Consider the following 25,277-nt stretch of genomic DNA (forward strand, 5'->3'; position numbering starts at 1 on the left):
TTCGGCCGCGCGCCTTTCATCGATGCGGAAGCGGTCGCCCGGTGGCGGGCCACCGGCACGATCAATGGCGGTTCCACCTTAGGGGGTGGCGTTCGATATTCAGGAGCGGACGAACCCTAAACCCTGGATTTGCGATAGTCGCGCGGGGTAAGGCCAAGGTGCAGGCGGAAGTGGCGGGTCAGCGTTGCGGAATCGGCGAAACCCACGGCGTGAGCGATCTCGGATATCGAAACCTTGGCGAGCCGTCTGTCCGCAAGCATCTGTTCGGCGCGGTGCAGCCTGAGCGCCAGAAGCTGCTGGCCGAATGACGTGTTTTGTGTGGCGAACAGCTGGTGAAGATAGCGCAGGGAAATGCGGTTTGCGGCGGCCACATCGCGGGCGGTGAGCGAATTTTCCGTGAAGCGCTCGCTCATGACCTGACGAAGAGAGCGCAGGAGCGCGGTCTTGTGCCGGCCGATTACCATGTCCGATCGTGGGCCGAGTGCCAGCGACAGGAGATTGGCCAGTTGTTCCGCAACCATGCCGTCCTCGACGGCGTTGTAGCGGATCTCGCGCGTGCCGACCGCGAGCAGGCCGTGCGACAGGGCGGTCTTCCAGTGATTTTCACACGTGCTGCTGGCGATCAGGGGTTTGCCGGGATCGGGGATGATGCGCTTCGCCCACGGCACCGGCATTTGCATCACGATGCAGGAACAGCGTTCCGATGTGGTGAAATCGTAGCTCTCGCGCTCATCGATCAGGCACCAATCGCCTGCCGAAAGCTCGATCCTTTCGCCAAAACGATGCAGCACCATGCCGCCTTCATGGACAAGGTTGAGGTGGAAGCGGTTCTCGTTGCCGTCTGCGCGATGCGAAATGGCCTGGAAATCGGCATCGACCAGCGCGATCCGCGCAGGGCCGAGCGAGCGGATGGAAATGCTGGCGTTGAAATCGAGCTTGCGCCGGACGTCGATGCGCATGTTCGAAAGGTGCGCGGCGACCTGCCCTGTCCAGAAGCTGCAGCGCTGTCCGATGGGCGCATCCGCCGTGTTGACGTGCAGTAATTCTTGCACCGGGTATTCTCGCTTTTCCCGATTTCTCCCGGAAAAGGAATAACACGAAGGCGCCATCGGTCGAAACCGGCCACGAGTGCACGTTTCACCCCGTATTTTGTGCACAGCAGGCCCTGTTTGTTGCCAACCGTCTCGACCTAAACTCCCTCCATAAGCCGGCGCCCCCGAAACGCGTCTGGCAGGGGAGGAACGCATGCGATTCACGTCAGCAGTCAGTATCGTCGCCATGGCCTTGCCGGGCCTTGTCCATGCCCAGGAAGCCGGCGGGCGATCCGCGGGCGGAAACGATGCCGGCGGCATTCAGGAAATCGTGGTGACCGCGCAGAAGCGTGCGGAAAGCGTGCAGGACGTGCCGATCGCGATTTCCGCATTCGGCGGAGCGGCGCTGCGCGAACGGGCCGTGGGCGATGTGGCGCAGCTTTCCAATGCGGCACCCAACGTCACGCTGGACGCGGGCACGCCGTTCTCCGGCTCCTCGTCCGTGCTGTCGGCGTTCATCCGGGGCATCGGCGCGAACGACTTTGCAATGAATATCGATCCGGGTGTCGGCATCTATCTCGACGGGGTCTATCTGGCACGGACGGTCGGCGCCAACCTCGATCTGCCGGATGTCGAGCGGATCGAAGTGCTCAAGGGGCCGCAGGGCACGCTGTTCGGCCGGAACACCATCGGCGGCGCGATCAGCGTGGTCACGCGCACGCCGGGCGACAAGCCCGCGTTCCAGGGCGATGTCACCACCGGGCGCTACAACCGGATCGACGTGCGTGGCTATGCCGATCTGCCGTTGAGCGACACGCTGAAGAGTTCGGTCACGTTCTCCGTCAAGAACCGTGATGGATACCAGAAGCGCATCCCCTATACTGCGGCGACGCCCTACGTCACCGACCGGGCGGGTTCTCTCCCGCAGAGCGGCTACCGGACGTCCGATCGCGAGGGCGGTCAGCACGAATGGACGATCCGCGCCAAGCTGCTGTGGGAAGCGAGTGACCGCTTCAAGGTGACGCTGGGCGGCGATTACATGAAGATCGACCAGTCCTCGATGGCCAATTCGGTGCTGGCGGTGACGTCGGGCGTGCCCGGCCCGTTCGCCGGCCTTGCCGCGAACAACATCCCCGGCACCGCGCTGGACGTGGCGACCGGCACCTCGGGCTTCCTGTTTGCCGGCCTTTACAACTTCTGCATCGGCGCCACTTCCGCCGAGATTGCCGCGCGCAACGCCGGCGCCTTGTGTGGGGTGCGGGGAACGCCGCTCAACCCGGGCGCGAACCTGCCCCCGCTCGCCAGCGTGAACGTCGACGGCAATCCGAACAACAACCGGTTGCCGTATGACAACCGCTGGGTCTCGACCGACAAGGATACCAGCTACGCCACGGGCAACAGCTTCTCCAACATGAAGGTCTATGGCTTCACCGGCGTGATGGACTACGACCTGTCCGACACGATCGCGCTCAAATCCATCACCGGCTATCGCAACATCAAGTGGGCGTCGGGCCTCGATCTCGACAATTCCCCGATGGCGATCCTGGAGCCTTCGTTCTCGCTGACGCAGAACCAGTTCAGCCAGGAAGTGCAGGTGATCGGCAGCGCGCTCGACAAGAAGCTGAACTTCGTGCTGGGCGGCTACTACTTCCGCGAGGAAGGCAAGATGCGGGACTTCGTCACGTTTTCGGAAGGCCTGCTCCAGATCATCGGGCCGAACGATCTCAAGACGAAGAACTATGCGGTGTTCGGCCAGGTCGACTGGCGCATCAGCGATCTTGTCGGCATCACCCTGGGCGGGCGCTACACGCACGAGGACAAGGACTTCATCGGCCGCCAGTCCGACGCCAACGGGTTCAACTACAAGCTGTTCAATTGCCCGGTCTATGGCGATCCCTGCCAGAGCGCGCTGGGCTTCCCCGTGCAGGGCGAACCGCTGCGCTATTACGTGGGCGGAACGCAAAAGAAGAAGTTCAACAACTTCGCGCCCAAGGTCGGCATCCAGTTGCATCCCACCGATGATGTGATGGCCTATGGCTCGTGGTCGCGCGGCTACAAGACCGGCGGCTGGACCACGCGCCTTTCCAACCCGCTGCCCTATGCGCCGGATTTCAACGAGGAAAAGGCGGAGAGCTTTGAAATCGGCGTGAAGTCGACCTGGCTGGATCGTCGGCTGCAACTGAACCTTGCCGCCTTCACCACGCGCTACGATGGCATCCAGCTCAATTTCCAGCAGGGCGTGAGCCCGACGGTCCAGAACGCCGGCACCGCGCGGATCAAGGGTTTCGAGGCCGAAGCCACGATCGCGCCCGCGGGCGGGCTCACGATCAACGCGTCGGTCGGTTATACCGATGCCTATTACACCAGCCTTCTGCCGCAGGCGATCGTCACGCCGAACCCGTTCCAGGCGGGGACGGTGGTGAACGGGGCTCTTCCCAAGACGCCCAAGTGGAAGTTCAACGTGACGCCGCGCTACAAGCTGGAGCTTGGCAACGGCGGTGCTGTCGTGCTGCTGGCCGATTACACCCGCACCTCGTCGCTGTGGAACGATACCGAGCGCACCTACCTGCTGCGCCGGCCGGGGCTGGATATCGTCAACGCCAGTGTGACCTATCAATCGCCGTCGGGCGTGTGGGACCTGGCCGTGGGCGGCACCAACATCACCAACACGCGCTACATCGTGACCGGGCAGGCGCAGATTTCCGGCGGGCAGATCTACGGCACCTGGAGCCGGCCCGCGGAATGGTACGCGAAAGTGGGCGTGAAGTTCTGAGGTCGTGCGGTTCGGCCGCGCGGGTCGGTGCGAGACTTTGCGCGGCCGGGTCCGGGAGCCTGCCCGGCAAGGTTCCCGGACCGCCCCGCACGCGGGCCGCTTCGTTGAATGGGGATGGAAAATGCTGATCCGCAATTGCTGGTACGTCGCGGGGTGGAGCCACCAGTTCGAGGCGGGCAAGCCCACCCAGCGCATGCTGCTGGGCGAACCCGTCGTCATCTGGCGCACGCAGGAGGGGGCCGTGGTGGCGATGGAGGATCGCTGCGTCCACCGCTTGGCGCCGCTTTCGCTGGGCCGCATCGAAGGGAACGCGATCCGCTGCCTGTATCACGGCCTGCTGTTCGACGCGGACGGGCGCTGCCGCGAGATTCCGGGGCAGGATGCCATTCCCGGTTCGGCCTGCGTGCGGACGTACCCGGCGGTCGAGCGGAACAACTGGATCTGGGTGTGGATGGGCGATCCCGATCGTGCCGATCCTTCGCGGATCGCGCCGTCGAAAGCGCTGGACGATCCGGCGTGGGTGCTGAAGACCGGTGAACTGCACTATCGGGCGCACTATTCACTGATCAACGACAACCTGCTCGATCTCACCCATCTGGCCTATGTCCATGCGGCCAGCTTTGGTGCGGACGAGGCATGGTCGCGCAACCGCCCCAGGGTCGAACCGATCGCGGAAGGGGTGCGTTCGTCGCGCTGGATCGTCGGCACGCCGCCAACGCCGCCCCTGGGGAAGGCGGCGGAGCATGAGCGGGTCGATATCTGGACATCCTACGATTTCGTGCTGCCCGGCGTATTCCTGCTGTACAGCGCGCTGTTCCCGACCGGCAGCGCGGAGGCGTTCGGGTACGATGCACCCCCGGCGCAAGCGCCTTCGCTGTTCGCCAATTTCACCAGCCAGGCGGTGACTCCCACCAGCGAAAGCACGACGAGCTATTACTTTTCCTGGGGGCCGGCGGCCGAGCATGGCGATGAAGCCATGGCGCAGGCGATGATCGACGTGGCAATCATGGCGTTCAACGAGGACAAGACGATGATCGAGGCGCAACAGCGCATCATCGATACCGATCCGGGCCGCCGCGTCATGCCCACATCGGCCGACAAGGCGATCACGCTGTTCACAAGGCTGATGCAATCGCAGGACGGGTGAGACGGGACGGCGCCATTTCTGACCACGCCGCATTCCGCGTTGACCGCGCGCGGCCGGTGCTGCCATGGCTGTAGCCAATGCGCCCCAGGACGGACCTCATGGACATCACCCGCGCGCCGGATGCTTCGGACGGGCCGCAGTATATCGCGCTGCGCGACCAGATCGCGCTCAACATCGAGATGGGGCGGCTGAAGCCCGGAACGCGGCTGCCGTCCGAGCGCCAGTTCCAGACCGGCACCGGCACTGCGCGCGGCACGATCCGCGAGGCGCTGTTCCTGCTGGAAGCCGAAGGGCTGATCTACCGGCGCGACCGCAGCGGCTGGTATGTTTCTCCGCCCGCCGTCACCTATGACCCGACACGCTGGGCGGGGTTCATGACCTACGTCCGCGAACAGGGCCGAACGCCCGGCACCGAGACGTTGAGCAAGCAGAGCGTGCCAGCCTCGTCAGGGCTGGCCGATATCTTCCGCGTGGCGCCCGGCGCGCCGCTGCACGTGATCGACCGTCGCCGCACGATCGACGGGCGCCCGGTGCTGGTCGAGCGCATCACCGTGGACCCGGCGCTGGCGCCGGACCTGCTGGCGCATTCGCTGGACGGGTCGCTGACGCATATCCTCACTACGGTCTATGGCGTCACCGTCACCCGCAACCGCGTGGACATGCGCCCCTGCGCGCTGGTGCGCGACGCGGCGGACGGGCTGGGCGTGAAATCGGGAACGCCCGGCCTGCTCGTCGTCCGCACCAGCTTCGATGCGCAGGGCCGCGTGGTGGAATACGATCAGGAATACTGGCGGCACGACGCGATCCGGGTCCATGTGGACCTGACCGTGCGGCCCTAGCAGGTTCCCCTAGCCGAAGCGGAATTGCGCCAGCGCTGCCGGCAGATCGGCCACGGTATCGATCACCACGTGCGCGCCCGCCGCTTCCAGCCCGGCGCGCGCCCTGGCGATCCGTTCCGCGCGGTCCGCGGGATCGAGCGCGGCCAGTTCCGCCGCCGAAAGGCCGACACCGTTGCCGCTGGCGGCGATGCCAACGGTCCAGGTTCCGGCGGCCAGCCCCTCGGCAATGCCCACTTCCGCATCGTCCACCTTGACGCAGGCACTGGCCGGCCAGACCCCGAGTTCGACGAGATTGCGCCACAGCATCAGCGGGGAAGGGCGGCCTTCCGCCGTTTCGCCCGCGCAGACCAGCATATCGGGGGCATAGCCCTGTTCCGCCGCGCGCGGCAGGATGTCGACCATCATGTCGCGCGTATAGCCGGTGCAGGAACCGATCTTGACGCCCGCCGCGCGCAAGGCGCCCGCCACAGCGGCCGCGCCGGCGATGAGTTCGGCGCATTCGGCGGCCGCCGCGCGCATCATCGGGCCGACGGCGGCGAACAGTTCCTCGACCGCCGCTTCGCCGGGCGCCTGGCCGTGGCGATCGGTCCAGGCCTGGCGGACGCGCGGCGCGGCGAGGATCGAGGCGATGTGGTCGCTCTTGGCCTTGCCCATATCGGCGCGCGCTTCCGCCTCGCTCACCGGCACGCCGGCGTTCTCGAACACCTTGCACAGCGCCACCACCGGCGCGCGGCAGCCGAAATCGATCATCGTGCCCGCCCAGTCGAACACCACCGCTTTAAGGCCCGGAACCATCATGCTTTCCCCTGACTGTCGAAAAGATCGCCGACCACGTCCTCGGCCAGCGCGAAGGCGGTGGAGGCGCCGGTGCCGCTGGTAACCACGGTCAGCCGCACGCCCTCGGCGGGCGCGCGCACGATCGAATGGCCGGCGGCGGAGGCATAGGTCCCCGTCCAGCGTTCGAGAACGGCGGGTGGCGCGCCCAGCACCGCCGCGTACTGGCGCAGCATCGCCGCATCGATCGCTTCCACGGAAAAGGGATCGGGCGTCGGCGCGTAATCATGGCTGTCCCCCACGACGAGGCTGCCATCGGCGCTCTGCACCGCGATCAGGTGGATGCCCCAGCCCAGTGCCTTCGCTTCCTCGCGTTCCAGCCGGGCGCGCAAGGCCCCCGCTTCGGGCAGCGCGGCATAGCCAAGATAGCGCACCATGCTGAGATCGCTCATCACCGGCGAGGGCAGGCGCCATTCGGGGGCGGCAAGGCGCAGCATCTGCAGCTTGCAGCGGCGGATGCCTTCCTCGGCATAGATCGCGGGATAGAGCGTCGCCCAATCGTCACCCGGGCACACGAACACCGCCTCGGCTTCCAGCACGGTGCCGTCGGCGCAGATCACCCGGCCACTTTCGACCTGCGCGACCGCGACGCCATAGCGGAAGGTGACCCCGTGCGCGGCCACCAGCCACGCTGCGAGCCGCGGGATCGCCTCGCGCGATTCCACGCGCAAGTCGATCGTGCTGTGCAGGGCGCCGGCGGGGGCGCTTGCCTGCGGGCACAGTTCGCCGACTTCCACTGCCGTCAGTCGCCGGCAGCCTTCGGCCATTTCGGTTTCCATGAACGCATCGAGCACGCGGCCCGCCTCGGCCCGCTGCGCCACCACGAGCAAGCCTTCCTGCTCCACGCGGATGCCCGCCGGCCCAGCGACCTCGCGCCAGATCCCGGCGCTGCGCCGGGCAAGGTCCCACACCCGGCCGCGTTCCTGACCGGTCACCGTGACGAAGCCGAAATTGCGGATCGACGCGCCATTGGCCCGCGCATCGCGGTCGATCACCAGCACGCGCCGTCCGCGCCGCGCGGCCGCCAGCGCGTGCGCGAGGCCGACGATCCCCGCACCTACCACGATCACATCATGCATAGCTCGCCTCATGCCTCCTGCGCGCCCGTTGCACGAAGGTCATGGCCGAACAGCATGTCAGAACCGCGACCGCCAGCGATGCGGCATAGGCGCAATCGGTGGTGAAGCGCAGCCAGTCCATGTGTGGGGCAGCGAGGTTGCGCCACACCAGCAGCGCCACGCTGCCGACATAGCCCGAGGCGTCCGCCACGTAGATCAGGAAACCGGCGTTGCCGGCGCGGCCCAGCGCCGCGATCATCCGGTCGAACAGCATGGCGTTGAACGGGGTATAGGCCAGATAGACGCCGGCTCCGGTCACGATCATCCAGGCCAACGGTCCGATCAGTCCCACCTGGAACGCCAGCGTGCCCAGCCCCAGCGCCGCCGCGCCCAGCAGGATCAGGCCGTGCATGGCGATCAGCGCGCGCAGGTTGTCCCGCACCAGCATCAGCGCGCCCAACCCGGCGAGCGCGATCACCGCCACCGGCAATTCGCTTTGCGAGAAGATCGCCGCCGATCCCGAATAGCCGAGCGCATTCCACAGTTCCGCGGCGAAGTTATCGCGGAAATCGCGGAAGGCGGTGAGCAGGATATAGCCGCTGACCAGCAGCGCCATGGTCACGCCGTGATCGCGCATGAACGCCGCTCGGTCGGCCTTGCTCATCGGTACGCGGGCGGTGCGCTCGGCCTCGTCCTCGGGCGAAGGGGGCGGCAACCGTTCCAGCATAAACAGCGCCACCAGCAGCACGGGCACGAACAGCACGCCCGTCGCCGCTGGCATCCAGCGTTCCGTCACGCCGTGCTGCATCAGCAGCGTCGCCACCGACTTGACCATGCCGGAGGACAGGATGAAGCTGGCGCAGAGCATCGCCCCCAGCAGTTCGGACACGCGGCGCCCTTCGACGTAGCTGAACACCAGCCCCCAGATCATGCCCAGCGGCAGTCCGTTGAGGAACAGGCAGGGCAGGCCCCAGACCGGGGGCAGCAGTGCGAAGCCCACCAGCGCCAGCCACGACGCGCCGATCAGCGCGGCGATGGCGCGGGCGCGGCCGGTGCGGCCGAATTCGGCGATGACCTTGATCCCGACCAGCTTGGACACGGCATACCCCATGACCTGCGCGATCAGCAGCGCCGACTTGTAGTCCAGCCCCAGCGGATGCAGCCCGACATCGTCGAAGGTCGCCGCCGCGATCGGCTTGCGGAAGGCGTACATCGCGAAATAGGCGCTGAACGCGGCCAGTCCGCCCAGCAGCAGCATGGGCCAATCCGTGGCACGCGCGCTGGCCGCGCTATCGGAGGGGGATGGATTCGCGGGAATCATGCATCTGGTATGGACCAGATGTGAGGCAGTAAGGTGACACCTCGCCGTCAGCGATGGCCGCGCGTTTTCGTTCCGATGCTGGAGGTCCACGGGTGTCGGCGAGCGCTGGAAGTGGGTTTTTGATATGCATTAATGACAGGGGGGCGTCGCAAGGTTATGCGCGCCGGCGATGACCCTCGTGCGTTCCTTCCTGATGCGGCACCGCGCCTTCGCCATTGCGCTGGTCGCGGCAGCGCTGTGCCTGAAGGCACTGGTGCCGGCGGGGTACATGCTTGGGCAAAGCGCAACCGTGCTCACCATACTGGTGTGCGAAGACGGCACGGGCAGCCATGCCGCGAAGGACGTGGTCGTGCCGCTGAAGCGTGACGGGCCCGGTCCGTCCCCGCAGCAGCACAAGGGCGAATGCCCGTTTTCGTCGCTGTCCATGGCGTCGATGGCCGCGCCGGGGCCGGTGCTTCTGGCACTGGCACTGGCCTTCATCCTGGCGCTGGGCTTCGCGCCGGTCCGACAGCCGGCACGCAGGCGCGCGGATCGCATTCGGCCACCCTTGCGCGGTCCGCCCGCGCGCGCCTGATTTCCTCCGCGTTCGTCTCATAGGCTGCCGGCGTCTGCCGCCGTCAGCGAAAATTTTGCGCGCCGCTCTTCGGAGCGTGTGACCGCGCGCTTTGCGGGCTGCCGGCCTCTATCGGGCCGCCCCCTGAAAGGAATATCATGTCGTTTTGCGTTCGCCCGCTGCGGGCCTTTCTTGGCGCCACGTCGGCGCTCCTGCCCCTTGCCGTCCACGCGCAGGAGGCCAGCCAGCTTCCCCAGGTCGATGTCGAGGCGGGCACCCCGGCCGATGCCGTCGCCTCAGCACCAGTTACCGGCCGGACCTTGTCCGAGGCGGACATTCGCCGTCTCCAGCTTTCCACCAGCGACACGGCCGCGCTGCTACGCTGGATTCCCGGCGTCAGCGCCAACAGCGGTGGCGGCTTTTCGTCGATGCCGGTCATCCGCGGGCTGAACGAACAGCGCCTGCGGATCACGGTGGATGGCAGTCCGATCGATTTCGCCTGCCCCAACGACATGAATTCTCCGCTGTCCTACACCGATCCCCAGTCGATCCACGCGATCAGGGTCGTGCCCGGCGTCGCGCCGGTCAGCATGGGTGGGGACAACATCGGCGGGATCATCGCCGTGGAAAGCGCCGCGCCGCGCTTCGCCACCGGCGGCGGAACGCTGCTGACCGGCACGATGTCGGCCTTTTATCGCTCGAACGGCGATGGCTTCGGCGGCGCGGCGCAACTGACCGTTGCGGGCGAGCGGCTGAGCGCCACCTACACCGGCTCCTACACCCAGTCGGACCGTTACAAGGGCGGGGGCGATCTGGGCCTTGTCCGCTCTACCGAATTCGCCAAGACGGATCAGGCGCTCGCGCTGGCCTATCGGAGCGACATCGGCCTGTTCCGTCTCAAGGGCGGCTACCACTTCTCGCCTTACGAGGGCTTCGCCAACCAGGCGATGGACATGGTCTCCAACACGTCATGGTTCCTCAACTTCGGATACGAGGGCGAGTTCGACTGGGGCTCGGCGAAGTTCACCGCGGACTACCGGGATACCGACCACGAGATGAACTTCCTCAAGGACAAGATGCCGGCCAATATGCCGATGAACACCGAAGTGCACACCTTCAGCACCGCGCTGAGGCTGGAATTCCCCGTCTCTCGCCATGAAACGCTGCGTCTTGGCGGCGAGTATCATCACCAGTGGCTCAACGATTACTGGCCGCCGGTCGCCGGCAGCATGATGATGGGGCCGAACACCTATCTCAACGTCAATGCCGCGCATCGCAACCGGCTGGGGGCATTCGCCGAGTGGGAGCGGCACTGGAGCGATCGTCTTTCCAGCGTCGTGGGCGTTCGTCTCGATCACGTCACCATGAACACGGGCAATGTTCAGCCCTATTCCACCAGCATGATGAACATGGACGATGCGATGGCGGCCATGGCGTTCAATGCGGTGTCCCATGCGCGCAAGAACGACAACTGGAGCGCTTCCGCGCTGCTGAGCTACGCACCCGCCAGTGGCGTGGCGATCGAACTGGGCTATGCCCACAAGGCGCGCTCGCCCAACATCTACGAGCGCTACACCTGGGGCCGGGGCGCGATGTCCAGCCGGATGATCGGCTGGTACGGCGACGGCAACGGTTATTTCGGCAATCTCGACCTCCGGCCGGAACGCGCGGACACGGTAAGCGCGGCGATCGAGTTCCAGGGAGCGGCGCAGGGCTGGTCGCTGCGGATTGCGCCGTACTACACCCACGTCAACGACTACATCGATGCGGTGTTCGTCAAAAAGCTGACCGGCAGCATGATGACGGCTTCGCCATGGGTGCAGTTGCAGTTCGCCAACCAGCGGGCGGAGTTCTTCGGCGTGGACGTGTCCGGCCATGCCACGCTGCGCAAGGGCGCGGACCGCGACGTCACCACGCTGACCGCCTCGCTGGCCTACGTGCATGGCCAGAATCTAAGCGATGGCGGGCCGCTCTACCACCAGATGCCGCTCGACATCAAAGTGGGGCTGGAACACCGGCAGGGCGCTTTGGAAGCCGGCGTCGATCTTGAATGGGTCGCCGCCAAGAACCGCGTCGATGCCACGCGCAACGAACCCCGCACGGCCGCCTATGCGCTGGTCAACCTGCGTGTGGCCTACACGCTGGGACCGGTGCGGCTGAGCGTCGAGGGCGAGAACCTGTTCGACAAGGCTTACAGTCTGCCGCTGGGCGGGGTTTCGCTGGGGGATTACAAGGCCACCGGTACGTTGCGCCCGGTTCCGGGGCGCGGGCGCTCGGTCAATGTCGGCGTTGGCGTAAGCTTCTGACCATGCGTGGCGGGGGAGACAGGCCTTGGCCATTGTCAACGGTGGGCTTCGGCCCACTGGCCCCGCGCGTGGTGGCGCTGGTCGCCACCACGCTGCTTCACGCGCTGGCGGTGGCGGCGCTGGTGGTCGCGTACGGAGCCCGCGAAACAGGCAAGACGGCGCAACCCTTGCGGCTGACGCGGATGACCCTTTCCGCACCGCCGCCCTCCCGCCCGGTGCGGCCGTTGCACAAGCCGGCAGACGCACCCCGACGGTCGCCGGAGCGGCAGATCGTTGCCATTCCTGGCGCACGCGCACCGGTCGTGCCGGTTTCCGCTCCGCCGGCGTCGCCCGAAGGCGGCGCCTTGGCGCCCTTGCCTGTGCCGCACGCCGTGAATGCGGTTGTGGCCCCGCCCGAACCGCCTCCGCCGCCCATCGCCGAGCCGGCCGATATGCTGGCCGCTTACCGCACTCTGCTATCGCTCCACATCCGGGCGGGCAGACCACGCGGTTCCGCGTTGCGGGGCACGGTCCTGATCGCCTTCCGGATCGATCGCGGCGGTACCCTGGTGGCGAGCGACATTGCCGGGTCCAGCGGCGATCCCAATCTCGACCGGATCGCCTTGCGGATGGTGCGGCAGGCGAGTCCGATGCCCGCACCGCCCGCCGGCCTGACGGCAGCGCAATTGGCATTCGTCGTGCCTGTCGCGTTCCATTAGGCTGGTGCCGCGCGCGCCGCATATCGTCGCCAGATGACTGGCATCGAAAATCACGACCTGCTCCGTCGATCTAGGCTGTAGACTCATAAGCGCGGAGCCACAGGCGCATTGATGCGAGTTGGACCATGGCGAGGAAGTTCTCCACCAACTTATCGTAGCGGGTGGCGACGCGGCGGAAGTGCTTGAGTTTGGAAAAGAAGCGCTCAATCAGATTGCGCTCACGATAGAGCCGCTTGCTGAAGCAAGGCTTCCACTTTCGATTGGATTTGGGCGGGATGTTGGGCGTGGCGCCCTGTTCCTCGATCAGCGTGCGGATGCGGTCAGCATCGTAGGCTTTGTCGGCGAGCACGATCATGTGCGGCCCAAGGTGGTTGAGTAGATCGTCCGCGACTTGGCCATCATGTGCCTGCCCAGCGGTCAGACCGAGCCGGCTCGGGAGGCCTTGCGCATCGACGACCGCGTGGATTTTGGTCGTGAGCCCGCCTCGGGAGCGACCGAGACAATGATCTCGATCCCCCTTTTTGCCGTCGCAGCCTGTTGGTGCGCTTGGATGGAAGTGCTCTCGATCATCTGGATGTCGCCGTCATAGGCGGCGGTGATGGCGTCCATCATCCGGTCCCAGACGCCCGCTTTCCGCCATTGTACGAAGCGGTTGTAGCAGGTGGTGCGCGGACCATAGCGCTTGGGCAGATCGCGCCACGGTGCACCAGATCGAAGCACCCAGAAAATGCCGTTTAGGACACGCCGGTCGTCGACGCGCGGAACACCTCTCGGCTTGTTACGCAGCAGCGGTTCGATCACGCGCCACTCGAAGTCGGTCAGGTCGTATCTGCTCATACCACCGCTGAATCAGATTTCTACGGAATGTAAAAGGAATCTGCTTCCGTCAGCGCAGTTGCCGACATCGGGACAAAGTGGGAAGCTGCATTATGCAGGTCAGCGTCTATCAAAATGAAGTGGTCATTGGCACCGCCATCATAGAGCACCTCGATCCCCCTATGGGCGTCGCTTTCGGCCCGTTCTCACCTTCGGATCGGTATGATCGCGCCCAGCACGCGAACACCATCGAAGGCGACTATATCGACGATAAGGGGCAGCTACTGTCGGTGCATGCGGACCAACATGGCCCTCTCAACACCGCTTCGATCGCCATCCAGGATTGGGCCGATCTCGGAAAGGAACTGACCATCTGGTTCCGGGATGGTGGCGATTTCGCAGCATTGTTCTCAACGCATGACGATTATCGAGCTTACTACAGCCAGTAGGCACCGCCTGCGTATCTCCGCGTCTAATTTATGAGTTCACGACCTAATTGACTCGGATTAAATGAGCATTTAGGCGCTCGATTAAACAAGCATTTAAAATGCATCGAGGAGAGGCGCTTCATGGCCATCGATCCGCAAACCCCCATATTGGTCGGCGTCGGCCAGATCGTTCGCCATTGGGACGGTCAGGACATCGAAGATGCGCCGAGTCCGCTGGGGCTTCAACTCGCCGCGGCCGAGCGCGCGCTTGCCGACAGCGGCGCGGGCGAAGCGCTGCGCCAGATGATCGATGGCGTGGTCGTGGTACGCGCCAATCATGACTCGATCGAGGGCGTGCGCCATCCGTTCGGCCGCTGCGCCAACCCGCCGGTCACGCTGGCGGCGGGATTGGGGATCGGGGATGCGCGCTGCATTTATTCGGTCGTGGGCGGCGACCAGCCACAGGCGTTGGTGAACGAAGCGGCGGAAGCGATCTTCGCGGGCGATGCCAAAGCGATCCTGCTCGCCGGGTCCGAGGCGATTGCGACGATGAAGCAGGCGCTGAAGGCGCGGCTGACGCTCGACTGGTCGTACAGCGTCGATGGTCCGTGGGAGGACCGCGGTCTGGGGCCGCCGCTCCTGACCGACTACGAGCGCGTCAACGGGCTGGGCATGCCGACGCAGACCTATCCGGCGTTCGAGCAGGCGCTGCGCGCAAGGCTGGGATTGGATCGGCCCGGCTATGTCGCGCTCATGTCCGAGCTGTGGGAAGGCTTTTCGGACGTCGCGGCGATGAAACCCTATTCGCAATTCCCGCAGAGCCGCTCGCGCGATTTCCTCGCAACACCGGGGGACGGCAATTATCCGATCGCCGAGCCCTATCTCAAATGGCACGTCGCGCAGGACGCGGTGAACCAGGGCGCCGCGGTTATTCTCACCTCGGTCGGCACGGCGCGGCAGGCCGGAATCGATCCGGCCAAATGGGTCTATCTGCATGGCTATGCCGCGGTGAAGGACCGGCCGGTCCTGGAGCGGCCCGATCTGTCGCGTTCGCGCGCCATCGAGGCGGCGCTGCGGGGCGCGCTCGCGATGGCGGGCAAGACGGCGCGGGGCATCGAACAACTCGATCTCTACAGCTGCTTCCCCTGCGCGGTGCTGCTCGCGGCGGAGGTGCTGGGGGTGGATTGGCGGCACACCCCCTGCACCGTCACCGGCGGGCTGCCGTTCTTCGGCGGAGCGGGGAACAATTATTCGATGCACGCCATCGCGACGATGGCCGAGCAGCTGCGCGCGTCGCCCGGGCAATTCGGTCTGGTTCTCGCCAATGGCGGCTTCCTCTCGAAGGAAGCGGCCGGCGTCTATTCGACCGAGCCGGTCGAAGGCTGGCAACCGCGGCGCGACGATGGCGGGCAGCGCGCCATCGACAATGCGCCCGCGCCGACGTTGCTTGCCGAAACGACCGATGCGGTGATCGACAGCTATACGGTGACCTGGAAGAAGGGGCAGCCTTCGCGCGGCTATGTCATCGCCTCGAACGAAACGGGGCGGGTGCTGGCGCGGGTTCGCACGGGGCATCGCGCGACACTGGCGAGCCTTGCCGAACAGGATGCGATCGGCCGGTCCGTTCACATCGTGCATGAGAAGGGGGTGAACTTCGTCGAACCCGCAAGCAGGCTTGGTGAGCCCCCATCGGCATCGGGCCGGGCAGCGGGCCTGCCGGCACGGCGGTTCGCGCATGTGCTGATCGAGCGCCGTGGGCATGTCCTGGAGGTCACGCTCAACCGGCCGGAGGCCATGAATGCGCTTTTCAGCGCGGCACATTTCGAGCTGCACGAAATCTGGGATGATTTCGAGCGCGATCCTGACCTGTGGGTCGCGATCGTCACGGGGGCGGGCGACCGGGCCTTTTGCAGCGGCAATGACTTGAAAGTCACGGCGAAGGGCGGGGACATGTCGATCCCGCCGTCGGGTTTCGCCGGACTCTGCTCGCGCTTCGACCGGACCAAGCCGGTGATCACGGCGGTCAATGGGGTGGCAATGGGCGGAGGGCTTGAGATCGTCCTCGCGTGCGACCTTGCCGTCGCAACGGCAAGCGCGCGCTTCGCGCTGCCGGAAGTGAAGGTCGGCCTCTATGCGGCGGCGGGCGGCGTCCAGCGGCTGACGCGCCAGATCGGGCGCAAGGCGGCGATGGAACTTATTCTCACGGGTCGCCATTTCGGTGCCGCCGAGGCGCGGGAGCTTGGCGTCATCAACGATGCCGTCGAAGGCGATGCGCTGGACGCCGCGCGGGCGCTTGCCGAACGGCTGCTCGAAAATTCGCCGTCGGCCATCCGCGCCTCGAAGGAGGCGCTCAACACACTCGATAATCTGGAATCGCTCGAAGAGGCGCTGGCGGCCAACAACCGCATCTTCGGGCGCCTGATGCGCACGCGCGATTTCCGCGAGGGCGTCAGCGCCTTTGCCGCCAAGCGCAAGCCCGAATGGAGCGGATCGTGATGATGGCAATGGACGGCAAGCCCATGCTGGAAGGGATCAGGGTGGTCGATCTGACCAGCGTCGTCTTCGGCCCCTATTGCACGCATATCCTTGCCGAACTTGGCGCCGAGGTAATCAAGGTCGAGGCGCCGGGCGCGGGGGATGCATTCCGCTGGTCGGGCAAGGCCGCGGCGACGCCGGGGATGAGCCCCGGCTTCATGGCCATCAACCGCGGCAAGCAGTCGGTTGCGCTCGATCTCAAGGCGCCCGACGATCTGGCCTGCATGAAGGCGCTGCTCGAAGAGGCCGACGTGTTCGTGCTCAACGTGCGCGGCAAGGCGGTCGAGCGGCTGGGGCTCGATTATGACGCGGTGCGGGGGATCAATCCCAACATCATCTATGCGCATTGCGTCGGGTTCGGACAGGACGGCCCCTATGCCGACCTGCAGGCCTATGACGACGTGATCCAGGCCGCGACCGGGACGGCAACCTTGCTGCCGCGCGTCGATGGCGATCCGCGTGCGCGCTATCTGCCGTCGCTGATTGCCGACAAGGTCGCGGGCCTCCATGCCGCCTATGCGGTGCTCGCGGCTGTGGTCCACAAACTCCGGACGGGTGAGGGGCAGAAGGTGGAGATCGCGATGTTCGAAGCGTTCAGCCATTTCATGCTGCTCGAACATATGGCCGGGCTGACCTTCGATCCCCCGAACGCGCCCGTGGGCTATTTCCGCCAGATCGATCCCGATCGGCAACCCTTCCCGACGCGCGACGGCTTTGTCAGCATCGTGCCCTATACCGACGAAGCGTGGCCGCGCGTATTCGCGGTGCTCGGAAATTCCGAGTTTCTGAAGGACAAGCGGTTCGCGACCCGCAAGGCGCGGACGGTCAATCTGCCGCTGCTTTACCGCGAGATGGCACGGTTGACCCCGGCTTTCTCCACGGCCGAGCTGGTCGCAAAATGCCATGCGGCGCAAATTCCGGCGCAGCCGGTGCGCGATATCGCCGATATCATGGACGATCCCCATCTGGCGGCGACAGGCTTTTTCTCGCGTCAGGAGCATCCGAGCGAAGGGGGCTATTTCGCGATGGAGCATCCGGTGCGCTTTGCAAAGCCGCTCGAATCGGCCAAGCGTCATGCCCCGCGGCTGGGTGAACAGTCGGACCGGATCCGCGCGGGGCTGAAGAAGCAATGACAGGGGCAGCATGGCCGAGGACGTGACCGACCAGCCGGCAACGGCGCAGCGTATCGTCGATGCGGCGCGCGGCCTGATGATCGAGCGCGGGCTGCTCGAAGTGTCGATCGCCGACATTTCGGAGCGCGCCGGCACCAACGTCGCGCTGGTCAGCTATTATTTCGGCAACCGCGAAGGGCTGATGATCGCGATCATCGAGGGCGATGCACGGCGCGCCTCGGCGCATCTCGAACGCCTGCTCGCCGCTGATATTTCCCCGGCGGCAAAGATGGAAATCCATATCAAGGGATTGATCGAGGCTTACTTCGAACGGCCTTATCTCAATCGCCTGCTCCAGAAACTGCTGCGCGAAGCATCGCCCGAGGCCTCGGCGAAAGTCGGCGCGACCTTTGTGCGGCCGGTGATCGAGGCACGGCGGGCGATCATCGCCGAAGGAATCGCGTGCGGCGCGTTTCGCGCGGTCGACGCCAACCTGGTGAGCTTCGCAATCGACGGCGCCTGCGCGCATCTCTTTTCGTCGGTGCAGTCGCGGCACACGATCCTGGGCGATGGTTCGCTCGATCATGACCTTGTCGAACGCTACGCTGCAACGGTAAGCGAACTGATCGTTGGCGGGCTGCTCGCGCGTTAATCGGCGAGCGCGTCCGGCGTTGTTCACCGCGCCGTCGATCCGCCGACGACAAGAATGACCCTGTCCCGCAGCCTGCGATCAGGCAGCGCGGGCAATCGGCGGCCGAGCGGTGCCGTCGCCGAGATAGATGCCGGGGGCCGTGCCGAGCAGCTGGTCGCGCTCGAACGTCTGCACGCCGTTCACGAAGATCTGGCGATACCCGCCGGCGCGCGCCTTGCGCCGCCAGTCGCCGCCGGGCTGGTCGTGGACGACGTCGAACCGGTCCTGGTCGAAATAGAGCTCGGCAAGGTCATAGACGAGAATGTCCGCGGCCATGCCTTCGAGCAGCGCGCCGCGATCCTTGATGCCCATCGCGCGTGCGGGCTGATAGGAAAGGCGGTAGTGCATGTCCTCGAGCGAGAGGAAATCGTTGTCGCGCACGAGCCACAGGATCAGGTCGGTGGTCCACTGGCCTCCGCTGAAGTTCTTGGTATGCGCCCCGCCGTCCGACGCGCCCGCAAGAACGCGGCCGTTCGACAACAGGTCGGCGACTTTCGCGGGGTCGATCGCGATGCCGGGCGTCTTGAGTTCTATCCGCAGATCGCTTTCCAGCGCGGTGTCGATAAAGGCATCGACTTCGGTCTTGCCTTCGGCGGCGGCTATCTCGCCCAAGGTCTTGCCGAGATAGTCCTTCGCGTCGTTCGAGCCTTCGCCCATTCCGATCACGGTATAGTCGGCGAGCCCGCCCGCGGTCGCCTCGAACATGACCGGGTCATAGCTTTCATTGAAGCGGCGGCGGAATTCGGGATCGAGCAGTTTCGCGCGCTTATCGGCGGGATCCTTGCAGAAGGTCAGCTCGCGATAGACGTCGAGTGCGTCGAGCGAACAGCCGGGCGAGTTGAAGAGTTCGGTCTCGTTCCAGGCGCGGCAGATGACGGTGGCGGCGTACATCTCGACGCCTTCCTCTTCGTTCATCGCGTCCAGCCACGCCATGCTCTGGCGGTGGAGGTCTGGAGTATATTCGCTGACCGAGAACACGTTGTGCAGGATCGGCCGGCCAGTCTCGCGCGCCAGCTTTTCGCTGATGCTTCGGTCGCCGACCGGGCCGATCTGCGCGATGACCTGGATGATCCCTTCCTGCCGGTCCCGCAGCGCGCTCGCCATGGCGACGGCATCGTCGGGATGCATGATGTCGGTCGGCATCGCTGATCCGTCGATGTCGACATGGTTGTTCTCGTGCCCCATGAAGCTTAGCGACAGGCCGCACGCGCCGGCATCCATCGCCTCGTGAACCAGTTCCTTGATCGCTTCGATTTCGGGCGCGGTCGGGCGGCGGTGCTTCGCGTCCTCGCCCATCACATAGAACATCACCGCGTTGAGCGGCAGGAACATGGTGAGGTTCACCGCCTTGGGCGTCCGCCGCATCGCCTCGACGAGTTCCGGGAAGGTTTCCCATGACCAGGGGAGCGCGGTTTGCATCTGGATCGCGGGAACCTGCTCTGTGGTTTCCATCATGAGCATCGCGCGTTCACGATCCTTCGTGTGGACGGGGGCGAAGCCGAAGCCGCAATTGCCGGTAACGACGGTGGTGATGCCGTTCTCGCCGGCGTTCGAGCAGGCCGGGTCCCAGAAGATCTGCGCGTCATAATGGGTGTGGGTGTCGATATGGCCGGGGGCGACGATCAGCCCGTTGGCGTCGACGACGCGCGCGCTGCCGGGATCCGCAATGTACCCGATCCGCGCGATTTTCCCGTCCTTGATTCCGATGTCGGACCTGAAGCGCGGAAAGCGCGTGCCGTCGATGATCGTCCCGTTCTTGATGACGAGGTCGAATCCGTACATGACAATTCTCCCGGTATGTCGTTATGCGAGATGAATGCGACAAAAAATAAATTTCGTCAAATTTTGAGAGTTTCTGCGGGTTGGATGATGGACAACGAACTTGAAACTGACGTCGCGCGCCGGACGCAGGCCCGCATATTGGACGCCGCGAATCAGGTGATCGCGAAGGTCGGGTACAAGCGGTTGCGGATGGAAGCCGTGGCCAAGGGTTCGGGGATCACGCGCCAGACGATCTACAATTACTTCCCGAACAAGCAGCAACTCGCGACGGCGGTGCTGCTGCGCGACGGTGCGTTGGTGAACGAGCGCGCGAAGAACAACATTCCCGACGATCTGGAAGGGGAGGCGCTGCTGTCGGCTGCGGTGCTGGCGCTCGTCGATGCGGCACGCGCCATGCCGATCTTCGAAGGCCTCTTCGAGGAAGGCTCGATGGGCTACGTCAACGAACTGGCCGAGCACTCGCAGGTCATCGAGCGGATGATGCACGACTATTGGGCGCCGGTGATCGAACGGATCGCGGCGACGGGACGGGGACGCACCGATATTTCAGTCCAGCGGATCGAATGGTGGCTGAGCTTCGTCTATCGCGCGCTGCTTCAGCGCCCCGCCGAGGATCTCGACGATCGCGCCAGCATGGACGCTCTGGTCCGCGACTTTCTGGCGCCGGCGGTGATGGCGCGCTGATCAGGCCGCGATCGGCGTGACCGTCACCGGAATGCCGTCGATAAACGTCGTTCCCGAAACGCGCTCGACCGCCTCCGGCCCGAGCCCGAGCAACAGGTTGATGTTCGCGCCGGGCAGGGTGTTGGCATGGCGCCAGCCGCCATTGTGCCCCCATCCATGCGGATAGCAGACCGCGCCCTCGATAACGTCTTCGGTCACTTCAACCGCGACTTCGACGGCGCCATGTGCGTTCGCCACACTGGCCCGGCCACCATCGCTGAGGCCGTATCGGGCGGCGTCGGCAGGGTGGACGAGCAGCGCCGGCCCCTGCGAACGCGCCAGCTTTTCGGGATTGTGCATCCAGCTGTTCATCGACTTGAGCTTGCGCTGGCTGAAAAGCTTCAGCTCTCCGCCGTCGGTTGTCGCGGCCTGCTGGGCGGCGAAGCGCGCGAATTCGTCGGCGACGATCGGATGCCAGAGACGGATCTTGCGATCGTCGGTAGCGACATGGTCGGCCCAGCCGCCATAGGTGAGGGGCAGGTCGAGCATCGTTCCGTGCGGCATATCCGCAAGCTTTGCGAAACCGAGCGCTTCGTTCCCGCGCCGTTTGCCGAGTGGGCCATGCCGGAGCGCAAGCTCAACCAGCGTCAGCGGGGTGATCGCCATGCCCTGCCGCTCCAGCCAGCGCAGGCCCGGGGTCGGCGCGATCGAACCGAGCCCCATGCGCGCGGCGAGATCGCTGAAAATCGCCAGTTCCTCGCGCGCCTCGCCCATCGGCGGCACGGCCGCGCGGGCGTACTGGAGATAGGGCCGCACCATGTGCGACAGCCCGATTAGCGGGATGTCGTCCTTTTCGAGGAAGGTGGCTGCGGGCAGAATGTAGTGCGCGAAACGGTTCGTCTCGGTCACATAGAGATCGACCGAGAACAGGAGATCGAGCGATTCGAGTGCCCGTTCGAGCCGCTCGCCCCCCGGCGCGGACAGCACCGGGTTGCCGGCGATGACCATCATGGCGCGAACCTGGCCTTCGCCCGGTTGCAATATGTCGTCGGGCAGCGCGGCGGCGGGCATCAGCCCCGCAACGACCGGCAGGTTGCCGATCCGCGTGCGGTGCTCGCCATAGCCCGAAAGCGGCTCGGCGCCCTCGGCAAGCGGAAAGGCGCCGAAGGTTGACCCGCCCGGCTTGCCGAACTTGCCGCCCGCGATGTTGATCGCATCGAGCAGCAGGTTGGCGATCGTCGAGAAACGGCCGCGGCACAGGCCGACCCGGCCGTACATCGCGGCGCGCGGCGCGGCTGCAAAATCGAGCGCAAGGCGTTCGATGGTGTCGCGCCGGATGCCGGTGGCGGTCGCGGCCTCGTCGAGATCGACCTGGGTGACGGCCGTGCGCAGATCGTCCCAGCCGGTGCAATGCGCGGCAAGGAAGGCCTCGTCGACCGCGCCTGCGCCGATCATGACCTTGAGCATCGCCGCGTGAAGCCATGCGTCGGCATCGGGCTGGATCGCGATATGCTCGTACCGCTTCGCGGTTTCGGTCCGGCGCGGATCGATCACGATCACCCGGCCGCGCTCGGCAATGGCGTCCAGATCGTGGCGCATCCGCGGCGCGGTGAGCAGGCCGCCGTGCGATACCAGCGGGTTGGCGCCCGTTATGATCAGGAAATCGCAGTTCGGCAGGTCCGGGATCGCGTTGCGAAAGGCGACGCCATAGAGAATCCAGCTCGCGAGGTGGCGCGAAGTGCTGTCCTGTGACCCTGCCGCGTAGAACTTGCTGCTGCCGATCCTTGCAAGGAACCATTGGCTCGACATGAACGTGTCGGTCGAAAAGGCGCCGGGATTGCCGAAATAGGTTGCGACTGCCTCAGGCCCGTGGGTGTCGATGATCGCCTTCAGCCGCGTCGCAATATCGTCGAGCGCCTGATCCCACGAAACCTCGGCGAATTCGCCGGGGCCGCCGACACGTTTCAGCGGCCGCAGCACGCGGTCGGGATCGTTGGCTATGTCGATGATCGCCGCGCCCTTGACGCAGATATGCCCCTGGGTGTGCGGATTGTCGCGATCGGGTGTCAGCTTGACCGGGCGGCCGTCCTCGACCGTCACCACCGTCCCGCAGAAGGCCTCGCAGAGCCGGCAGAAGCTTGTCGTCTGGGTCCGAATCGGGGCGTTGCTTGCCAATTCCCTCTCCCTCCAATTCGCCGGAAACCTGCGAAATCGCTCGCTTAAATGAGCGTTTAAGATGCATGTTGACAGAATAAAATACGACGAATATCTATTTTTGTCGTGTCGGGGTATGAGCTACAGCGGCTCGGACTGGCAAGCGGAAAGATGAAGCGAAAAGCTTCACGATCTGGAGGGAGACGAAGATGCGTAAGGCTGTTCTGATGGCCAGTGTCGCCATCGCCACGATGAACGTTTCGCCGGCTTGGGCGGAGGAAGCCGGCGCGCCGGCCGCGGAAGACGGTGTGACCGCCGACAGCGGGGAACTGGCCGATATCGTCGTGACCGCGCAACGCCGGTCCGAAAGTCTCCAGAAGGTTCCGGTCGTGGTGACCGCGGTCGAGCCCGAAGTGCTCGGGGCGCGCAACGTTTCCACCCTGCAGGACCTGCCCAAGCTGACGCCGTCGCTGACCGTCCAGAATCAGGCGAGCAACGTCACGCCGTTCATCCGCGGCGTCGGCTCCACCGTCACCGGAGCGGGGCAGGCGGCCAGTGTCGCAACCTATGTCGACGGGGTCTATATCGCGACCCTGACAAGCGCCGCTTTCGACCTCGACAATGTCGAGCAGGTCCAGGTGCTCGAAGGGCCGCAGGGTGCGCTCTATGGCCGCAATGCGACCGGCGGCGCGATCGTCGTGACGACCAAGACGCCGCGGCCGGGCGACCCCATTTCGGGCCGCTTCCGCGCGGGGTACGGCAATTATAACAATCGCGAGGCGTCGGGGATCGTTTCGGGCGGGCTTGGCGAGATGTTCGCCTTCTCCGTCAACGGGTCGATCCGCAAGCGCGACGGGTACATCAAGAATCTCAACGCCCCGGGGGCGGGAACGAGCAACGCCGACTTTTACGATCGCGATTCCAAGTCGATTGGCGCGGTTCTTGTCTTCAAGCCATCGGAGCAGTTCAACCTCGTGCTCCGCGCGCAACATTTCGAATCCGACGATCGGTCGGGTCAGGGCTATCAGGCGGTCGGGCTCGACCTCAACGTGCTGGGTACGGGCCTCAACGGATCGCAGCTTTACTATGCCGGCTTTCTGCAGAGCTTCGGCGTTTCGCCCGCCGACGCGTTCGCCGCGGCGGCGAATTTGCGCTTCAGCGGTGAACATGGCGCGACTTACGAAAACGAGGCCAACGGATCGACCCGCGGCATATTGCGGCCGGGGCCGGCGGGCTCCTTCGTTCAGCTCAATGCCGAAACCTATTCGGCGAAAGCCACGCTCGATCTCGGGTCGGTCGAAATAAGCTCGTTGACGGCATACCAGACGGCGAAGTCGTTATCGGCGACCGAGATTCTGTTCGCGGACCCGAAGAGCTATCCGGCGGGCTTTCAAGGCGGCTCCGTCGGCTTCACCGGCGACTTTCCGTCGCGCACCTGGCAACAGGAACTGCAGGTCGCTTCGGTGAATTCGCCCGTTCAGTGGATCGCCGGCATGCTCTACCTCGACGCTGCCGGCGATGTGTTGCTCACCGGCGACCTGCCGCCGCTATCGGCACTGACCGCCGACAATCGCTGGCAGAACAGGTCCATTGCCGGCTACGGCCAGATCACCGTGCCGATAACCGACAAGCTGAGCATAACGGCGGGCGGGCGCTACACGGACGAAAAATATACCAACACCGATTTTCTGTCGCTTGCCGATCCCAGAAACGTCTTCGGTATCCCCAACCAGGGCCGACAGGAGCTGAAAGGATCGAAGTTCACCTATACCGGCCGCATCCAGTACGACACCGGCGGCATTCTGCTCTATACGGGCGTCTCCACCGGGTTCAAGGGCGCAACCCTCTCGAACACCAATCTGCTCAGCCCCGGTGTGAAGCCCGAGACGATCACCTCGTTCGAAGGCGGGGCAAAGATCCGCTTGTCGCCCGATGCGCGCCTCAACATCGGCGCGTTCCACTACAACTATGGCAATATCCACATTGCCTATACGGACTCCGCGAGCGGATCGAACATCCTGGTCAACGGAACCGGGGCCAAGATCACCGGCGCGCAATATGATCTGCTGTGGCGGGTCTCGCCGATGTTCACCCTGCGCTCGAACGGCCTGGTCCTCGACACCAGCTATGATCGCGACGTGGAGTCGGCGGGCGGGGCCGGGGTGCTGTTCATCAAGGGCAACCGGCTGGCGGGGGCGCCGAAGTTCGTCGTCTCGCTGGGCGCGGACGTCAAATATCCGATCGGTGATGGCGAACTGAAGCTGTCGGTCGATGCATCGCACAACGCCGGGTACTATTTCGACGCCGAGAATCTGACAGGCACGGGCGGGGCGACGGCGCGCAGCATGCAACTCGTCGACGCCAGCCTGACCTATACAGCGCCCGATGACCGCTGGCTGGTTTCCTTGTACGCCGCGAACATCACCAACGAGAAATACTTCGACAGCGGCCTGCCGATCAGCGGGATCGTCCGCAACGCGCGCGCCGCGCCGCCCGCGACCTATGGCGTGCGCGTGGGGTTCAATTTCTGATGGTG

The 25,277-nt window shown here is 65.2% G+C and carries 19 protein-coding genes; 12 read left to right on the forward strand and 7 right to left on the reverse strand.

The genetic code is table 11. The features are described from left to right. Window positions 1-116: 116 nt before the first annotated feature. The gene (locus B3547_RS18050) at window positions 117-1,280 is read right to left on the reverse strand and encodes a helix-turn-helix transcriptional regulator (RefSeq protein WP_292965401.1); all 1,164 of its coding nucleotides are present in this window, start codon (window positions 1,278-1,280) and stop codon (window positions 117-119) included. On the opposite strand from B3547_RS18050, the gene B3547_RS18055 reads away from it, so the two are divergent. The 3 genes from B3547_RS18055 to B3547_RS18065 all read left to right on the forward strand — a co-directional run bounded on the left by B3547_RS18055 (window position 1,246) and on the right by B3547_RS18065 (window position 5,790). Continuing rightward, complete coding sequence (locus tag B3547_RS18055; RefSeq protein ID WP_292965404.1) at window positions 1,246-3,804, forward strand: TonB-dependent receptor; 2,559 nt, start codon at window positions 1,246-1,248, stop codon at window positions 3,802-3,804. The two genes, B3547_RS18050 and B3547_RS18055, sit on opposite strands and share 35 nt — an antisense overlap. A 121-nt stretch (window positions 3,805-3,925) precedes the next feature. Continuing rightward, window positions 3,926-4,951 (forward strand): aromatic ring-hydroxylating dioxygenase subunit alpha, encoded by a 1,026-nt coding sequence (locus tag B3547_RS18060; RefSeq protein WP_292965407.1) that lies wholly within the window; start codon window positions 3,926-3,928, stop codon window positions 4,949-4,951. A gap of 98 nt (window positions 4,952-5,049) precedes the next feature. Continuing rightward, the gene (locus tag B3547_RS18065) at window positions 5,050-5,790 is read left to right on the forward strand and encodes a UTRA domain-containing protein (RefSeq protein WP_124808957.1); all 741 of its coding nucleotides are present in this window, start codon (window positions 5,050-5,052) and stop codon (window positions 5,788-5,790) included. A gap of 9 nt (window positions 5,791-5,799) precedes the next feature. Here B3547_RS18065 and phnX read toward each other — a convergent pair whose 3' ends face one another. From phnX to B3547_RS18080, 3 genes are read right to left on the reverse strand one after another with little or no spacing between them, the layout of a single operon-like run. Next, window positions 5,800-6,588, reverse strand: coding sequence for a phosphonoacetaldehyde hydrolase (phnX, locus tag B3547_RS18070; protein ID WP_292965410.1), 789 nt, complete (start codon window positions 6,586-6,588; stop codon window positions 5,800-5,802). Then, entirely contained in the window at window positions 6,585-7,703 is a 1,119-nt protein-coding gene (locus tag B3547_RS18075) for a TIGR03364 family FAD-dependent oxidoreductase (RefSeq protein ID WP_292965413.1), read from the reverse strand. Before B3547_RS18075 ends, phnX begins: the two co-directional genes overlap by 4 nt. Next, entirely contained in the window at window positions 7,696-8,940 is a 1,245-nt protein-coding gene (locus B3547_RS18080) for a DUF5690 family protein (RefSeq protein ID WP_292965416.1), read from the reverse strand. The genes B3547_RS18075 and B3547_RS18080 overlap by 8 nt, the downstream gene beginning before the upstream one ends. 232 nt (window positions 8,941-9,172) lie before the next feature. Here B3547_RS18080 and B3547_RS18085 point away from each other — a divergent pair, with 232 nt between their 5' ends. From B3547_RS18085 to B3547_RS18095, 3 genes are all read left to right on the forward strand, one after another. After that, window positions 9,173-9,577 (forward strand): hypothetical protein, encoded by a 405-nt coding sequence (locus B3547_RS18085; protein ID WP_125953275.1) that lies wholly within the window; start codon window positions 9,173-9,175, stop codon window positions 9,575-9,577. A gap of 137 nt (window positions 9,578-9,714) precedes the next feature. Continuing rightward, entirely contained in the window at window positions 9,715-11,862 is a 2,148-nt protein-coding gene (locus B3547_RS18090; protein ID WP_292965421.1) for a TonB-dependent receptor plug domain-containing protein, read from the forward strand. Between the two features lie 41 nt (window positions 11,863-11,903). After that, on the forward strand, window positions 11,904-12,560 hold the full coding sequence (locus B3547_RS18095; RefSeq protein ID WP_292965424.1) for an energy transducer TonB family protein: 657 nt from the start codon (window positions 11,904-11,906) through the stop codon (window positions 12,558-12,560). Window positions 12,561-12,630: 70 nt separating this feature from the next. Here the strand turns inward: B3547_RS18095 and B3547_RS18100 are convergent. Next, window positions 12,631-13,397 (reverse strand): IS5 family transposase gene (locus B3547_RS18100; protein ID WP_292965427.1). Its coding sequence is split into 2 segments (ribosomal slippage): window positions 12,631-13,085 and window positions 13,085-13,397, totalling 768 coding nucleotides; the frame shifts between segments, so codons are not numbered across the junction. Between the two features lie 92 nt (window positions 13,398-13,489). On the opposite strand from B3547_RS18100, the gene B3547_RS18105 reads away from it, so the two are divergent. The 4 genes from B3547_RS18105 (at window position 13,490) to B3547_RS18120 (ending at window position 18,103) form a co-directional block, all read left to right on the forward strand. Beyond that, window positions 13,490-13,825, forward strand: coding sequence for a hypothetical protein (locus tag B3547_RS18105; protein WP_292965430.1), 336 nt, complete (start codon window positions 13,490-13,492; stop codon window positions 13,823-13,825). A gap of 120 nt (window positions 13,826-13,945) precedes the next feature. Beyond that, window positions 13,946-16,300 carry an enoyl-CoA hydratase-related protein gene (locus tag B3547_RS18110; protein WP_292965433.1) on the forward strand — a complete coding sequence of 785 codons (2,355 nt, stop codon included), beginning with the start codon at window positions 13,946-13,948 and terminating at the stop codon, window positions 16,298-16,300. Next, window positions 16,300-17,472, forward strand: a complete 1,173-nt coding sequence (locus B3547_RS18115; RefSeq protein WP_292965922.1) for a CaiB/BaiF CoA transferase family protein — start codon at window positions 16,300-16,302, stop codon at window positions 17,470-17,472. Before B3547_RS18110 ends, B3547_RS18115 begins: the two co-directional genes overlap by 1 nt. Window positions 17,473-17,482: 10 nt before the next feature. After that, entirely contained in the window at window positions 17,483-18,103 is a 621-nt protein-coding gene (locus B3547_RS18120) for a TetR family transcriptional regulator (protein WP_292965436.1), read from the forward strand. Window positions 18,104-18,181: 78 nt separating this feature from the next. Here the strand turns inward: B3547_RS18120 and B3547_RS18125 are convergent, their stop codons facing one another. Then, the gene (locus tag B3547_RS18125) at window positions 18,182-19,924 is read right to left on the reverse strand and encodes an N-acyl-D-amino-acid deacylase family protein (protein ID WP_292965439.1); all 1,743 of its coding nucleotides are present in this window, start codon (window positions 19,922-19,924) and stop codon (window positions 18,182-18,184) included. A gap of 30 nt (window positions 19,925-19,954) precedes the next feature. On the opposite strand from B3547_RS18125, the gene B3547_RS18130 reads away from it, so the two are divergent. Continuing rightward, window positions 19,955-20,608, forward strand: a complete 654-nt coding sequence (locus B3547_RS18130; protein ID WP_292965442.1) for a TetR/AcrR family transcriptional regulator — start codon at window positions 19,955-19,957, stop codon at window positions 20,606-20,608. Here the strand turns inward: B3547_RS18130 and B3547_RS18135 are convergent, their stop codons facing one another. After that, entirely contained in the window at window positions 20,609-22,762 is a 2,154-nt protein-coding gene (locus tag B3547_RS18135; protein ID WP_292965445.1) for a molybdopterin-containing oxidoreductase family protein, read from the reverse strand. 188 nt (window positions 22,763-22,950) lie between these two features. On the opposite strand from B3547_RS18135, the gene B3547_RS18140 reads away from it, so the two are divergent. Beyond that, window positions 22,951-25,272 carry a TonB-dependent receptor gene (locus tag B3547_RS18140; RefSeq protein WP_292965448.1) on the forward strand — a complete coding sequence of 774 codons (2,322 nt, stop codon included), beginning with the start codon at window positions 22,951-22,953 and terminating at the stop codon, window positions 25,270-25,272. The last annotated feature ends 5 nt before the right edge of the window (window positions 25,273-25,277 follow it).

The organism is Novosphingobium sp. UBA1939 (assembly GCF_002336885.1).
Classification (GTDB): Bacteria; Pseudomonadota; Alphaproteobacteria; order Sphingomonadales; family Sphingomonadaceae; genus Novosphingobium.

Excerpts from the sequence above, each read along its gene's own strand:
- B3547_RS18050 (WP_292965401.1), bottom strand. The coding sequence starts at position 1,280 with ATGGCGACGATACTGACTGCTGACGTGAATCGCATGCGTTCCTCCCCT.
- B3547_RS18130 (WP_292965442.1), top strand. The coding sequence starts at position 19,955 with ATGAATGCGACAAAAAATAAATTTCGTCAAATTTTGAGAGTTTCTGCG.
- B3547_RS18085 (WP_125953275.1), top strand. The coding sequence starts at position 9,173 with ATGACCCTCGTGCGTTCCTTCCTGATGCGGCACCGCGCCTTCGCCATT.
- B3547_RS18110 (WP_292965433.1), top strand. The coding sequence starts at position 13,946 with ATGGCCATCGATCCGCAAACCCCCATATTGGTCGGCGTCGGCCAGATC.
- B3547_RS18115 (WP_292965922.1), top strand. The coding sequence starts at position 16,300 with ATGATGGCAATGGACGGCAAGCCCATGCTGGAAGGGATCAGGGTGGTC.
- B3547_RS18055 (WP_292965404.1), top strand. The coding sequence starts at position 1,246 with ATGCGATTCACGTCAGCAGTCAGTATCGTCGCCATGGCCTTGCCGGGC.
- phnX (WP_292965410.1), bottom strand. The coding sequence starts at position 6,588 with ATGATGGTTCCGGGCCTTAAAGCGGTGGTGTTCGACTGGGCGGGCACG.
- B3547_RS18120 (WP_292965436.1), top strand. The coding sequence starts at position 17,483 with ATGGCCGAGGACGTGACCGACCAGCCGGCAACGGCGCAGCGTATCGTC.
- B3547_RS18080 (WP_292965416.1), bottom strand. The coding sequence starts at position 8,940 with ATGCTGCTGCTGGGCGGACTGGCCGCGTTCAGCGCCTATTTCGCGATG.
- B3547_RS18140 (WP_292965448.1), top strand. The coding sequence starts at position 22,951 with ATGCGTAAGGCTGTTCTGATGGCCAGTGTCGCCATCGCCACGATGAAC.
- B3547_RS18125 (WP_292965439.1), bottom strand. The coding sequence starts at position 19,924 with ATGTACGGATTCGACCTCGTCATCAAGAACGGGACGATCATCGACGGC.
- B3547_RS18105 (WP_292965430.1), top strand. The coding sequence starts at position 13,490 with ATGCAGGTCAGCGTCTATCAAAATGAAGTGGTCATTGGCACCGCCATC.
- B3547_RS18075 (WP_292965413.1), bottom strand. The coding sequence starts at position 7,703 with ATGCATGATGTGATCGTGGTAGGTGCGGGGATCGTCGGCCTCGCGCAC.
- B3547_RS18090 (WP_292965421.1), top strand. The coding sequence starts at position 9,715 with ATGTCGTTTTGCGTTCGCCCGCTGCGGGCCTTTCTTGGCGCCACGTCG.
- B3547_RS18065 (WP_124808957.1), top strand. The coding sequence starts at position 5,050 with ATGGACATCACCCGCGCGCCGGATGCTTCGGACGGGCCGCAGTATATC.
- B3547_RS18060 (WP_292965407.1), top strand. The coding sequence starts at position 3,926 with ATGCTGATCCGCAATTGCTGGTACGTCGCGGGGTGGAGCCACCAGTTC.